We start from the raw sequence: 13203 nt of genomic DNA, 5'->3' as shown, positions 1-13203 counted from the left end.
TGTCATGACCGAGACCAATGTCGAAGCGCACAAGGACCATCTGCGCTACGAGCAGGACCATCTGAAATGGTCGGCGGACCACATGCGTGCGCTGGCAATTCTCAAGCGCGTGGAGGCTCACATCTTCACCCATGAAGCCGAAATCGCCGCGCACCGTGCGGAAATCGTCCGCCACGAAGAGACCATCGAGCACGGCGACGCACACGCGCCGACACCCTCGGAAGGGCAGCACAAGAAGATGGGCCATACCCACACGGCGTCCGGTCAGAACCACGACCGTCTCCTGAGCGCCATCTGCGACCTCGAAAAGTTTCTTTGAGGGCGCGAAGACTTCATCGCGTAGAATTCGGGACAACTCCCACGCAAGAAGGCCGGCTCATAAGGAGCCGGCTTTTTTGTTGGTGGCAACGCCAACGACTATGCTTGCCATGATCCCACCGAAGGATGATTCGACTCGGCGGCTCATCGCCGCCCTCACAATGAGAGGAGGCCTCCGATGCGCGTGAAGAGAGTGCCGAACTTCGGCGTGCTTCTACTTGTTCTGTGCCTTTTGATCGTCGTCGCGCCGATCGCCACGAGTCCCGCCACGCACTACGCCATCGAACTCCTTTTCAATGTCGTCTTCATTGCCGGCGCCTATTGGTTGGCACGGGGAGACAGCACGCGGTGGGTCTATCTCTGCTTGACGCTGGCCGCTCTCATCACGCGCTGGGGAGCCCTTCTGGCAGGGACCCAGTGGCTGCAAGTGACCTCGGCCACGGTCACCCTGGCCTGGTTCGCGCTCAGCATCGCGCTGATCTTCGGCGAGTTGGCCCGGCGGCGCGACGTCGACGCCAACACGATCATGGGCGCCGTTGTTGCGTATCTGCTCCTCGCCGTCGCGTTCGCGTATCTCTACGGCATCATCGAACACATCCAGCCTGGGTCGTTCGCAGGGCTTCCAGCCAACACCGATCGCGCGCACTTGGGCGACGCGCTGATCTACTTCAGCCTCGTGACCCTGACCACCGTGGGATATGGGGACATCGTTGCCGCATCGGGCCCTGCCCGGCCGCTGGCGGGATTGGAAGCAGCCTGCGGGACGCTCTATGTCGCCGTCATGATCGCCCGGCTCGTCGCGATCGAGGTTGCCGCCAGGATTCGTGGCGAAGACGGACGCTGAACAGGCGTTACTGCGCCTAGACGAAACCGGAATCCGCGCATGCTTACAGGTCTGTGTCTGCGTGACGCAGCCGTCGCGGGAGGCAGCCATGCGCACGACATCTTGTGGTTTTCGCCAAATGCGCCTATATAGAGCGATCGACATTTGGCCGGACAATTGGCCGTAGCGCTCAAGCGCACGTTTCAGACCCTCCCAAACATCGACAATCTCGCTTCGAGACGCGCCATCGCGCGTCTTCAGGCACGACTGCATACATTTGGACGAAAGGAACCCCGATGAATACGGGAACCGTTAAGTTTTACAACGCCACTCGTGGCTTCGGCTTTATCGCGCCCGCCGATGGCGGCAATGACGTGTTCGTACACGCCACTGCTCTGGAGCGCGCCGGCATCACGCACCTGGCCGAAGGTCAGAGCGTCAAGTTCGACACCGAGATCGATCGCCGCAGCGGCAAGACCGCTGTGAGCACCATTGAGGCCGCGTAGTCTTTCCGGACTGACGCCTCAGTGAATTAGAGCCGTCCCTTCGGGGCGGCTCGTTAGCTTTGCCCGAACCTGTCCATTGGACTCCGAACCGACACAAAGGTCCGATATGAGAACCTCACTGACCACGCGCATGACAGCTGCCAAGCGTAGTGCCGAGTTCGTTCGCAGCCAAAGCCAACAGCGCCATGAAAACTTGATGCGCGATCAAGAACGGGAACGCGAAGCGACCGCCAATAAGACCGCCCGCCTACGCGAACTTCGACTAGCTAAGGAAGCCTCCGAGAAGGAAGAGGCGGCTCTCAAGCCTGAACCGGCCAAGCGCCCCAGACCGCGCCGATCGAAGCAAACGTGATCGACATTCAATAAAGACGCCGAGGTGCAGATGGCTAAACCGAACTACAATTTTCAGAAAGCCGAGCGAGAGCGGGCGAAGACTCGGAAGAAGCAGGAAAAGCTCAAGCGGCTTGAGGAAGAGACGGCCAAGCGCCAAGCGGAGCGTGTCGGTGAGACCGATCCGGATGCCCCTACCTCTACAGATGCAGGTGAAGCCTAACCCGAAACGGCAGGCCATCGCGTTTGTCCCAGCCTGAAAGGCGCCCAACGCTTCCTTTCGCCCTGGCAGCACAGTCCGTGAATGGCCGTTGCAGTTTCGATTCCAGTCTTGGAGGAACCGTGGAACACCCTGGCTTTTTTGACCGCGGGAACCCCGTCTCACTCAGATGCGTTGCCGACGCGGTCGGCGCTGAGTTGAATAGTGCCGACGATGGCCTAGCTGAAGTCGATGACTTGCGCGCCTTGAACGACGCGTCCGCCACGCATCTCACATTTTGTACTGGACCCAAATACGCCAAGGATCTCTTCGCCACCAAGGCGCGGGCCTGTCTCATCAAACCCTCCGACGTCAGCCTCGTTCCCGCAGATGTCGTCCCGATCATCACCGACGCTCCCCATCGCGCCTTTGCCATGGCGATAGGGCTTCTCTATCCCTCTTCGGTCCACCCCGAGGAGCACTCGCCGCACGCGACCATCGGCGGCCCGCTGGTGCACCCGACCGCCAAGATTGGCGAAGGTGTCACGATCGGGCCCGGCGCCGTTGTCGGGCGCGAGGCGAAGATCGGCGCCGGCACCACGATTGCAGCGGGGGCCGTGGTTGGCTACCGCGTGTTCATTGGAGCCGACTGCTTTGTGGGCCCCGGTGCGTCCGTAACACATGCCTTGGTAGGCAATAGAGTCACGCTTCATGCCGGTTCTCGCGTCGGGCAGGACGGTTTCGGCTACGTCATGAGCGCGGAAGGGCATTTCAAGATCCCGCAAATTGGACGGGTCGTCATTGGAGATGGCGTCGACCTTGGCGCCAACTCGACGGTCGACCGGGGCTTCCTCACGGACACGAAGATCGGTGAAGGAACCAAGATCGATAACCTCGTTCAGATCGCCCACAACGTGGTGATAGGCCGCCACTGCATCATCATCTCCCAAACGGGAATTGCGGGATCGGCCCAACTGGGCGACTTCGTGATCCTGGGAGCCCAGTCCGGCGTGGTCGAACACGTGAGGATCGGCGATGGCGCGCTGATTGCCGGCATGGCCCATGTGAAGGACGATGTTCCGAGTGGGGCCCGGATGGGTGGAACGCCGGCCCGTCCGTTCAACGAATGGGCACGCGAGATTGCCGCCGTGAGACGGCTGGGAAAGAAGCGCCAACAGTTCGACGGATCGAGCCACCTTTAGAGTGCGAGCGCGCTCACAGGTGGGTTAGGTTTTGCAGGTGCCCGTCCGGCCAAAATCTCACAGATCCGCCGCGACGTCTCCAAGCGCACGGTCCCAAAAGGTTGGGTCGGCAGCAAGCACCCTCTCCCCCTGACAACTCAAGCTGGCATCCTCGGCAGAGCCGATCCGTGTCATGTCACTGTCATAAGCTTGTGAGTCCGGCCGAAACTTCATATGACCTCGCTTAGGACAGCGGGGGGCACGCACCTTATGCCAGTGCAGAACGGCGATGAATCAGCGGTTGGCTTGGGCAGCACCAAGAAGCCGTCTCTCGACAAAGACCTCCAGAAAATCGAGCAATTGGAAGAAGCGACCCGCGCGGTATCCCGCGCGTGGCCTTCCGTTGGAATTGCTGTCCTTTTTCTCGGTATTGCTGGCATTTTTGCCAGTTTCCAGGCCGGGGCGGCGCATAGCAGCCTACTGATTATCGCCGCCGCCATCATCGGTGGTTATATGGCGCTGACGATTGGCGCCAACGATGTCGCCAACAATGTCGGCCCGGCAGTGGGGGCACGCGCGCTCACGATGACCGGAGCGCTTGTCATCGCTGCGATCTTCGAATTTGCGGGCGCCATGATCGCCGGCGGCAGCGTTGTCCAGACCATTTCCAAAGGCATCATCGACCCGAATCTCGTTCCGAGCGGCGAAGTCTTCGTCTGGATCATGATGTCCGCCCTGTTGGCGTCGGCCCTATGGGTCCACCTCGCCACCTATCTCGGCGCGCCGGTATCGACGACGCACTCGATCGTCGGCGGTGTGCTCGGCGCGGGGTTGGCAGCCGTGGGCGCCGAGGCGGTCGACTGGTTCGTGATGGGGTCCATCGCCCTGAGCTGGCTCACGTCGCCCTTGATCGGCGGCGTGATCGCCGCTGCGTTCCTCGCCTTCATCAAAATCAATTTGATCTACCAAGAGGACAAAATCACTGCTGCGCGGCGATGGGTGCCGGTCCTGGTCGGGATCATGTCAGCGGTGTTTGGGGCCTATCTGGTCGTCAAGGGTCTGAAGCACGTCTGGAAACCGGGCCTGCCGGCGATCACGGCAATCGCGATCCTCATCTACGCTGCGGCCTATCTCGCGGCCAGGCCCTGGGTCCGCAGACAGTCGGAGGGCATGGAGAACCGCAACCAGAGCCTGCGGAAACTCTTTCACCTGCCGCTGATCTGCTCCGCGGCGCTTCTGTCATTCGCACACGGCTCCAACGACGTCGCCAACGCGGTCGGCCCCTTGGCGGCGATTGTCAGCAGCGCCACAACGGGAACGCTGGTGAGCGCCGTCGGCGTCCCCATATGGGTCATGGTGATCGGCGGCGCCGGCATCAGTCTCGGCCTGTTCCTGTTCGGCCCCCGCATCGTCCGCATTGTGGGCGATCAGATCACCAAGATGAACCCGATGCGCGCGTTCTGCGTCGCGCTCTCGGCGGCCCTCACGGTGCTGGTCGCCTCGCAACTCGGCCTGCCGGTCTCGACCACGCACATCGTTGTCGGTGCGGTCTTCGGCGTCGGGTTCTTTCGCGAGCAGTACACCGCGCGCAGCCGGCGGCGGCGGAACTATGTCAGGACGCATCGAAGGCATGCCAAGGGCCGGAGCCGCGCCTTGCTGCCGGATGAATTGAAGCACCGAAAGCTCGTGCGGCGGTCCCACTTCTTTGGCATCGTCGCCGCCTGGGTCATTACCGTTCCGTCGGCGGCGGCACTTGCCGCCGTAACCTTCCTCTGCGCCGATTGGCTGCGCTAGGCGACGGACGCGCCTAGAGGCAAGGAGACACTTGATAGGTGTTGGCGACGGCCCTATTCGCCGTCCCGGCCGAAAGCGGCCTGGAGCCGCGAGAAATGCGCGCCGACTGGATGATGGGCATCGGCGTCCGGCTCCTTGAAATCCATCATCTGGTCGAGCCGGACCACCTGTTCCTGCAGCTTCACGCTCTCTTCGATGAGGCCGCGCAGCCGCTGCGGCAGCGCTTCGAGGTCGCGCATGGGCTTTGAATCTTCCACGGGGAGCTTAATTTTGCGCTGTTCCTCGAGCGCCTGCTCGGGGGTCAACTCGCCCTCGGTCACGGCCCGGCGGATCAGGAGCCAGGACGCGAGCTGCATCAGCCGCGTGGTGAGACGCATGCTCTCCGTGGCATAGGCTAAGGAGTGCGGCGGCTTAAGCTGGCGCGCCTCTTTGCGGCCGTCGCCGTCGAGATAGGCCGCGGCCGCCTCGACCAGCGCCATGCCCTCCCGAAAGACCGTTTTGAATTGGTCGGAACGCGCGAATTTCGCGCCAAATGAGACGGTTACGCCGTCACCATAGCTCGTATTTTCGGTCTTCCCCGCCATGTCCCCCGGTACTCCATCGCCCCTCTTATTGCGGGGCATACTAGGCCATGGGCCAGCGCTGTCGTTACCTTCCGGTAAGAAAGGTTAAAACGCAAGCTGTGGCGATCGGAGGGCAAAAAAAAGGAGCCGCCGAAACGGCGGCTCAGGAAGTTAACAGGGAGGCGTCAAACAGAGTGGAACAGGCCACTCAGATCCAGAGGACTGGATAACGATGACTTTACGGGTGAGTCCCTAACAACCGGTTAAGACTAAGGCCCTCTTTACCTAAAGAAACTCTGTCCGGGCCGGCCTAGCTCTTGAACGCGGCCTCCGCGGCGCTGCGCGAGGATTGCTTCTCGCCGAGCACGGCCTCGACGCGCGCGATCTCGCCTTGCAGCGTTTCGATCAGCGCCAGCAATTCGCCCTCGGACAGTGTGGACAGGTCCTGGCCGATCTCGTGGCCCTTCGGCTTTTTCGGTGTGAGGTCGTTGAGGTCCATGGTCGAAATCTCCGCATCTCGCGCCGGTCATCCCACTTATGCGACAGCGCTCATCCTAGCATCGCGCAGCCGTCTTCTCTAAGAGTGAAGAAGCAACGCAGAATGGGGACGAGAATGCTGCCAGAGACCATGACCGTGATCGAAGTCCGCGAGCCGGGCGGCCCGGAACAATTGACGCCGGGAACGCGGCCCGTGCCGAAGCCTGCCGCGGACGAAGTTCTCATCGCTGTTGCGGCCGCCGGCATCAACCGGCCGGACGTCCTGCAGCGCCAAGGTCTCTATCCCGCGCCCAAAGGCGCCTCCGATCTCTTGGGGCTCGAAGTCTCGGGGCCGGTCGTCGCCATCGGCGAGAACGTAACCCGCTTCAAGCCCGGCGATTTCGTCTGCGCGCTGGTCAATGGCGGGGGTTATGCGGAATACGCCATCGCGCCGGAAGCGACCACCCTGCCCGCTCCGCACGGCCTCAGCACCGTGGAGACGGCCGCGCTGCCCGAGACCATCTTCACGGTCTGGCACAACGTGTTCGAACGGGGCTGCCTCAAAGAAGGCGACTGGCTGCTGGTCCATGGCGGGGCAAGCGGCATCGGCACCACGGCCATCCAGCTCGCAACGGCGTTCGGCGCTAAGGTGATCGTCACGGTGGGTGACGATGCCAAGGCCAAGGCCTGCGAAGAGCTGGGCGCCGTGCGCGCCATCAACTATCGCAAGGAAAACTTCGTCGACGTCATCAAAGAGGTCACGAACAAGCATGGCGCCGACGTGATCCTCGACATGGTCGGCGGTGACTATGTCGAGAAGAACATCTACGCCGCCGCTCTCGAAGGTCACATCGTGCAGATCGCCTTCCTGAAGGGATCGAAGGTCGAAGTGGATCTCATGCGGCTGATGATGCGCCGGCTGACATTGACCGGCTCGACCTTGCGGGCGCAGAGCGATGCGGCCAAGGCAAAGATGGCGCAAGTGATTGAAGAGAAGATCTGGCCCTTGATCGCCGAAGGCAAATACAAGCCGGTGATCGACACCGTGTTTCACTTGTCCGAGGCGGTGGGCGCCCACAAGCGCATCGACGACCCATCCCACGTGGGCAAGATCGTCATGATCACTGCCTAGCGGCCGGACCCCGTGCCAAGGTCGCGAATGAACGCATCGATCATGCGGTCGTGCCAGGGCTCGCGTTCGCCGCTCTCGTGAAAGCCGAGATGCCCGCCGCTCCGGGCGAGAACAATATCGACATTCGCATTGCCGTGTTCCCCAGCACGGACATAGGGCTCGGACGGGATCCACGGATCGTTCGCCGCGTGGATCATCAGCGTCGGAATGGTGATCGCTGGTACGAACTGCGCGCCGGCCGTGCGCGTATAGTAATCCTCCGCGCCCGCGAACCCGTTGCGGGGCGCCACCCAGCGGTCGTCGAATTCGAAGACCGTATGGGTCTCCGCGATGGTTCGGCGTTCTTCGGGCGATAGCGCGCACGAGGCCAGCACATCGCGCTTCATCCGCTGAATCAGGAAGTGATGATAGAGCGCGTTGCGGGGCTGCAGGATCCGTTCGCAGGCTTGCGCCGGCTCGATGGGCGCCGAAACGGTGGCGGCACCGATCACGAAGGGCGGGCCGTCCCCGCGCCCGAGCCAGTTCAGCAGGACGTTCCCCCGAGCGAATAGCCGATCAGGACAACGCCGTTTCCGGTCAGTGACGGATCGAGCCCCTCGAGCACGCTCTGAACGTCCGGCGCGCAACCCGCATGGTAGAAGTTATTGGAGATCGCCTGTCCGGGGCCGGCCCCGCGCAGGTTGAGCCGCAGAACGATGCGCCCGCGGGTCAGATGGAACCGCGCGGAGGCCCGCATGTAGTCGCTGTCTTCGCACCCCGTGAGACCGTGGATGAGCACGACGAGTGGACTTTGCGCGTCCGGCGCCTCGGGCTCGGAAAGCTTGCCCTTGAGCCGGTCACCGCTTCCGTCCGCCGTGTCGAATTCGAGGGACGATGCACGGCCCGGGAGGGGCTCCATGCGCCGCATGACAATGTTGCGCAGCGTCTGAAGATCGCCGCCCCACCAGGGGGCACGGTCCGCGAATGCGCCGCCTCGCGCGGCAGGTCTGATTGGTTCATCCAGCACAACACAGCAGGTCGTGACCAGCGCGCCCGATTCAAGTCCCGCAATCGGCGCGCCGTCCGCGATGGGGTGCACAGTATTCAAAGGCAAAAAGGCTTAGTCTTCCAGGACGGCTCGTAAATATTTCCTAGTAAGTATTGGCAGGAAACTCCCCTCAGAGCCGTGCTATAGGTTGCAACAATCGGCTGAGACCAAGTCTTTTCGTTCCGGCAGCCAATAAACTCATAAGTATAATTCGCCAGCAGATTAGCCCAGTGATCAGGCTGTCTGTGTTGGCACACCATACCGTGGGGGGAACGTATGCCAAGAATTACGACTGTCTTTGTCTGTGCCGCTGCATTGCTGCTGTTTGGCTGCGACGGCAAGGAAGGCCCAAAGGGCGAAGCGGGTCCTGCAGGACCGCAAGGCGAACAAGGCGCTGCCGGACCGAAGGGCGAGCCGGGCGCGAAGGGCGAGCCGGGACCGGCGGGTCCAAAGGGTGAGCCAGGGCCTAAGGGCGACGCCGGGGAAGCCAACATTCGCGTGGTCGTGGCCGACGGCCCAGGCCAATTCGCCAAATGCGGCGCCGAAGAAGTCCTCATCGCGGCTTGGTGCCAGGGCGGCAGCGAGCCGAGCGCGGCGCTGGTCAGCGGGTCGAGCCAGGCCTGGTGCAGCACCGCTGCCGGTGGAAGCGCGGCCGTGTCTTGCCTCGCGAAGTGAGCACGCCGTAAACGCAAGCTAGCGGACACGAACCCGAAATTCCGCGCGCTCCGGCCTCCGGGGCGCCCGCGCGCTGTCGTTTGGAACCGATTGCCTATTTGGGCCCGTGCGCCTATATAGAGTGCATTCCCCTCACATTGGGACGTTTGGCTCCTTCGCTGAAAAACGCGAGGGACGCGACGAAACCCCTTTAAGCAAGGTTTGAATGTCACTATGAACCGCACCCCATTGATGCCGAAGGCGACGGCCGTCTGGCTTGTCGACAACACGTCGCTGACCTTCGAGCAGATCGCCGAGTTCTGCCAGCTGCACGTGCTGGAAGTGAAGGGCATCGCCGACGGCGACGTGGCGCAGGGCATCAAGGGCATGGACCCGATCTCGTCCAGCCAGCTCTCCCGCGAAGAGATCCACATCGCCGAGGAGGATCCCAAGCATCGCCTGAAGCTCTTGGAGCCCAAAGTCGAGGTGCCCGAAGTCAAGACGAAGCGCGGACCCCGCTACACGCCGGTGTCGCGCCGTCAGGATCGGCCCAACGCCATTCTGTGGCTCCTGAAAAGCCACCCGGAGTTGAAGGACAGCCAGATCATGCGTCTCGTAGGCACCACGAAGCCGACGATCCAGGCCATCAAGGAACGGACCCACTGGAATTCGCCGAACCTCGTGGCGCAGGACCCGGTCACGCTGGGCCTGTGCTCGCAGATCGATCTCGACGCCGCCGTGAAGCGGGCCGCGGCGCGGCTTGAGCGCGAGCAGAAGAAGGCCGGAAAGGCGCCCGAGAAGGCCGGCTCCCTAATCCCGACCGAGGAGACGATCGGCCTGACGGACACCCAAGGCGCCGAGACCGGCGGAAGCGAGGGCCCCAACCCGTTCGCTCCGCCGCAGCCGTCGGAGGACGACATGGCCTCTTCGCTGGCACAAGAGGCCCGCGACGCCATGGCGGCACCCGAGCAGGTCGAGGAGACGCCGGACGCGGAATCGGTCTTCGCCAAGCTCAAGGACCTGAAGGTCGAGGGCGAGAGCACCGAAACCGAAAGCACGGAAGCCGAGAGCACCGAGGGTGAGACCCCGGAAGCTGAGGGCACCGAAGACAAGGACTCGTCCGACGGCTGATTGCAATGATCCGGGCGGGCGGCGCGAACGCACAAGCCCGTCCGCCGTCTGACCGTCTGCGCGCTCCCGATCCAGGCTTGATCTCCCTCAAGGCCGCGATACCACTCTGACGCGAGCATGCCCTTCGTCGCTCTTGATGAAAGGGAGGTTGTCATGAGCCCGACCGAAATGGGCGTTCTGGCCCTGATCATCGTTGCGTTCTGCGCATTCGGGATCACGCTGGCCTACTACTCGCATCGCTCCAGCTAGCGCTGAGGCTACCGGGCTGCACCGCGTGGACCTCGCCGTCCACGGAGCGCATTTTTTTGCCCGGCCGCCCATAAGAAGAATTGATTCATCCGGTCCCCCGTGGCTAGGGTGCGGCAACCAAACGCACCCAATCCACGATGACCATGACAAATCCGTATGACGCCGGGCTCGGCAAGACGCCCGCGAACTATCAGCCGCTGACGCCGCTCGTATTCCTGGAGCGGGCCGCCGCCGTTTATCCTGACCATACCGCCATCATTCATGGCGACGCGCACATCTCCTACGAGACCTTTTATGCCCGCGCGCGCCAGCTCGCCTCTGTCCTCGCAACACGCGGCATCGGCGTCGGCGACACCGTTTCGGTGATGCTGTCCAATACGCCCTCGATGCTCGAAGCGCATTACGGTGTGCCGATGACGGGCGCGGTCCTACACTCCGTCAACACACGGCTGGATGCGGCCAACATCGCCTTCATGCTCGATCACGCCGAGGCCAAGGTCGTCATCTGCGACACGGAGTTTGGGGACGTGATGAAGGAGGCCCTCAGCCTCGCAAAGGTGAAGCCGCTCCTGATCGACTACGAGGACAAGGAACTCGGCGAACCGGGAACGCGGCTCGGCGATCTCGACTACGAGGACTTCGTCTCGGAGGGCGATGCTCACTACGCTTGGGCCATGCCGTCGGACGAGTGGAACGCCATCTCGCTGAACTACACGAGCGGCACCACCGGCAACCCGAAAGGCGTCGTCTATCATCATCGCGGCGCGGCCATGATGTGCTACGGCAACACCATCGCCACGGGCATGGGTCAGCACCCGGTCTATCTGTGGACCCTGCCGATGTTCCATTGCAACGGCTGGTGCTTCCCCTGGTCGCTCAGCATGGTGGCGGGCACCCATGTGTGCCTGCGCGCGGTCCGCGCCAAGCCCATGTACGACGCCATCGCCGACCACAAGGTCACCCATCTGTCGGGTGCGCCCTTTGTCATGTCAGTGCTGCTGAATGCGACCGACGAAGAGAGACGCGACTTCGACCACCAGGTCGCGTTCAACCACGCCGCCGCACCGCCGCCGGCCGCCGTCATGGCCGCCATGGAAGAGGCGGGCTTCGCTCTCACCCATCTCTACGGTCTGACGGAGACCTACGGTCCGGCCACGCTCAATGCCTGGCGCCTGGCCTGGGATGACCTGTCCTTCGACGACCGCTCCAAGAAGCGCATCCGCCAGGGCGTGCGGTATCACACGCTCGAGGATCTCACGGTCATGGACCCGGACACGATGGAGAAGACGCCGGCGGACGCCGAGACCATCGGCGAGGTCATGTTCCGCGGCAATATCGTCATGAAGGGCTACCTCAAGAACGAGCAGGCCACCAAGGAGGCCTTCGCCGGCGGCTGGTTCCATTCCGGCGACCTCGGCGTGATGCACCCGGACGGATACATCCAGCTGAAGGACCGCTCCAAGGACATCATCATCTCGGGCGGCGAGAACATCTCGTCCATCGAGGTCGAGGACACGCTCTACAAGCACCCGGACGTGGCAAGCGCCGCCGTGGTGGCCAAGCCCGACCCGAAATGGGGCGAGACGCCCTGCGCCTTCGTGGAGCTCCGCGAGGGCTCGAAGGCGGAAGCCAAGGACATCGTCGACTGGTGCCGCGAGCATCTGGCCCACTTCAAATGCCCGCGCTACGTCGTCTTCGTGGACCTGCCCAAGACCTCCACCGGCAAGATCCAGAAATTCAAGCTGCGCGAACTCGCGAAGGACGTTTGACCTAATGCCCCTACTCCGATTTGACCTCATCGAAGGCCGCACCGACGACGAAATCCAGACGCTGCTCGACGCGGCGCATCGCGCCATGCTGGCCGCCTTCAAGGTGCCGGAGCGCGACCGCTATCAGATCGTCCAGGAGCACAAGCGCGGCCGCATGATCGTCGAGGACACGGGCCTCGATATCGAGCGCACCGACAAGGTGGTGGTGGTGCAGGTCATCTCGCGGCCCCGGACTCGCGAGAAGAAGGAAGACTTCTACCGGCTCCTGTGCGAGGAGCTGGAACGTGCCTGCGGCATCGCTCCCTCCGACGTCATGGTCTCGATCGTCGAGAACACGGACGACGACTGGTCGTTCGGGCTTGGACGCGCCCAGTTCCTGACTGGAGAGCTTTAGTCTCCCTCGTTGCTCCCCGCGCTATAAGACGCCCCCCGAATCGGCTTAGTCTTCGCCCGTGACGGACCGGGAGGGCGCCATCATTCCGCTCGAGGAAAGCTTCAACGTAATCGCGAACTATGTGGCGCTCGGCGTCGAGTTCGGCGCGGTGTTCGTCGTGGCATTCGGATCGGCGCAAGCGGTCATCGGCCTGTTCAGGGCGATCGTCTCCGGCACGGCGGATAGCCTTCGCGGCCGGGAAATCTGGCTGAAATTTGCCACTTGGATCCTGCTGGCGCTTGAATTCGCCCTTGCCGCGGACATCGTCCGCACGGCCGTCGCCCCCACCTGGGACGATATTTGGAAGCTCGCGGTGATCGCCGTGGTCCGGACCATGCTGAACTACTTCCTGGCCAAGGATATCGCCGCCTTCACCAAGCTGGAACAGGACCCGGAAGGCAATTCGCCTCAGAATCAGACTTCTGGTACCTCTTCCCCCTAATCCGTTGGACCACCGGGCCAATTTATGTTTGAGTGGCAGGGATTTTATCGCACCGCACGATGATTGCGGGTGCGGCTGCCCGATTGGCCAAATTTCGGGCGGAATTGGGGGATAGATGCGGTCCAGGGCCAGGTCGCTAATTTCTGACGTTTCGCAAAGACTTGAGCTCCCCCAC

At 62.7% G+C, this 13203-nt stretch carries 16 protein-coding genes; 12 read left to right on the top strand and 4 right to left on the bottom strand.

All coding sequences use genetic code 11. The features are described from left to right. Window positions 1–4: 4 nt before the first annotated feature. The 6 genes from DCY11_RS11155 (at window position 5) to DCY11_RS11130 (ending at window position 5151) form a co-directional block, all read left to right on the top strand. Window positions 5–319, top strand: a complete 315-nt coding sequence (locus DCY11_RS11155) for a hypothetical protein (RefSeq protein ID WP_108682944.1) — start codon at window positions 5–7, stop codon at window positions 317–319. 177 nt (window positions 320–496) lie between these two features. After that, window positions 497–1162: a potassium channel family protein gene (locus tag DCY11_RS11150; protein ID WP_108682943.1), complete on the top strand. Its 666-nt coding sequence runs from the start codon at window positions 497–499 to the stop codon at window positions 1160–1162. A 275-nt stretch (window positions 1163–1437) separates the two neighbouring features. After that, entirely contained in the window at window positions 1438–1647 is a 210-nt protein-coding gene (locus DCY11_RS11145) for a cold-shock protein (protein WP_108682942.1), read from the top strand. A gap of 382 nt (window positions 1648–2029) precedes the next feature. Then, complete coding sequence (locus tag DCY11_RS15705; protein ID WP_174202149.1) at window positions 2030–2200, top strand: hypothetical protein; 171 nt, start codon at window positions 2030–2032, stop codon at window positions 2198–2200. Window positions 2201–2277: 77 nt separating this feature from the next. Beyond that, window positions 2278–3378 (top strand): UDP-3-O-(3-hydroxymyristoyl)glucosamine N-acyltransferase, encoded by a 1101-nt coding sequence (gene lpxD, locus DCY11_RS11135; RefSeq protein WP_371515005.1) that lies wholly within the window; start codon window positions 2278–2280, stop codon window positions 3376–3378. Window positions 3379–3627: 249 nt separating this feature from the next. Further along, window positions 3628–5151 carry an inorganic phosphate transporter gene (locus tag DCY11_RS11130; protein WP_108682939.1) on the top strand — a complete coding sequence of 508 codons (1524 nt, stop codon included), beginning with the start codon at window positions 3628–3630 and terminating at the stop codon, window positions 5149–5151. Window positions 5152–5204: 53 nt separating this feature from the next. Here the strand turns inward: DCY11_RS11130 and DCY11_RS11125 are convergent, their stop codons facing one another. Next, window positions 5205–5735: a DUF1465 family protein gene (locus DCY11_RS11125; protein ID WP_108682938.1), complete on the bottom strand. Its 531-nt coding sequence runs from the start codon at window positions 5733–5735 to the stop codon at window positions 5205–5207. A gap of 289 nt (window positions 5736–6024) precedes the next feature. Then, entirely contained in the window at window positions 6025–6213 is a 189-nt protein-coding gene (locus tag DCY11_RS11120) for a DUF1192 domain-containing protein (RefSeq protein ID WP_108682937.1), read from the bottom strand. A 114-nt stretch (window positions 6214–6327) separates the two neighbouring features. On the opposite strand from DCY11_RS11120, the gene DCY11_RS11115 reads away from it, so the two are divergent. Beyond that, window positions 6328–7323, top strand: coding sequence for an NAD(P)H-quinone oxidoreductase (locus tag DCY11_RS11115; RefSeq protein WP_245409349.1), 996 nt, complete (start codon window positions 6328–6330; stop codon window positions 7321–7323). Here the strand turns inward: DCY11_RS11115 and DCY11_RS11110 are convergent. Then, window positions 7320–7814, bottom strand: a complete 495-nt coding sequence (locus DCY11_RS11110) for a hypothetical protein (protein WP_108682936.1) — start codon at window positions 7812–7814, stop codon at window positions 7320–7322. The two genes, DCY11_RS11115 and DCY11_RS11110, sit on opposite strands and share 4 nt — an antisense overlap. Window positions 7815–7846: 32 nt before the next feature. Continuing rightward, complete coding sequence (locus DCY11_RS11105; protein ID WP_159079967.1) at window positions 7847–8416, bottom strand: hypothetical protein; 570 nt, start codon at window positions 8414–8416, stop codon at window positions 7847–7849. Window positions 8417–8626: 210 nt separating this feature from the next. On the opposite strand from DCY11_RS11105, the gene DCY11_RS16085 reads away from it, so the two are divergent. The 5 genes from DCY11_RS16085 to DCY11_RS11080 all read left to right on the top strand — a co-directional run bounded on the left by DCY11_RS16085 (window position 8627) and on the right by DCY11_RS11080 (window position 13028). Next, complete coding sequence (locus DCY11_RS16085) at window positions 8627–9025, top strand: collagen-like protein (RefSeq protein WP_108682934.1); 399 nt, start codon at window positions 8627–8629, stop codon at window positions 9023–9025. 213 nt (window positions 9026–9238) lie between these two features. Beyond that, on the top strand, window positions 9239–10135 hold the full coding sequence (locus DCY11_RS11095; RefSeq protein ID WP_108682933.1) for a DUF1013 domain-containing protein: 897 nt from the start codon (window positions 9239–9241) through the stop codon (window positions 10133–10135). A 392-nt stretch (window positions 10136–10527) separates the two neighbouring features. Beyond that, complete coding sequence (locus tag DCY11_RS11090; RefSeq protein ID WP_108683803.1) at window positions 10528–12153, top strand: acyl-CoA synthetase; 1626 nt, start codon at window positions 10528–10530, stop codon at window positions 12151–12153. A 4-nt stretch (window positions 12154–12157) separates the two neighbouring features. Continuing rightward, window positions 12158–12547, top strand: a complete 390-nt coding sequence (locus DCY11_RS11085) for a tautomerase family protein (RefSeq protein ID WP_108682932.1) — start codon at window positions 12158–12160, stop codon at window positions 12545–12547. Between the two features lie 58 nt (window positions 12548–12605). Further along, window positions 12606–13028: a DUF1622 domain-containing protein gene (locus tag DCY11_RS11080; RefSeq protein ID WP_208430452.1), complete on the top strand. Its 423-nt coding sequence runs from the start codon at window positions 12606–12608 to the stop codon at window positions 13026–13028. The last annotated feature ends 175 nt before the right edge of the window (window positions 13029–13203 follow it).

The sequence above is a fragment of the Methyloceanibacter sp. wino2 genome (assembly GCF_003071365.1).
Classification (GTDB): domain Bacteria; phylum Pseudomonadota; class Alphaproteobacteria; order Rhizobiales; family Methyloligellaceae; genus Methyloceanibacter.
Note: the sequence above shows the minus strand (reverse complement) of the source record. Positions and strands in the feature narration are given on the sequence as shown.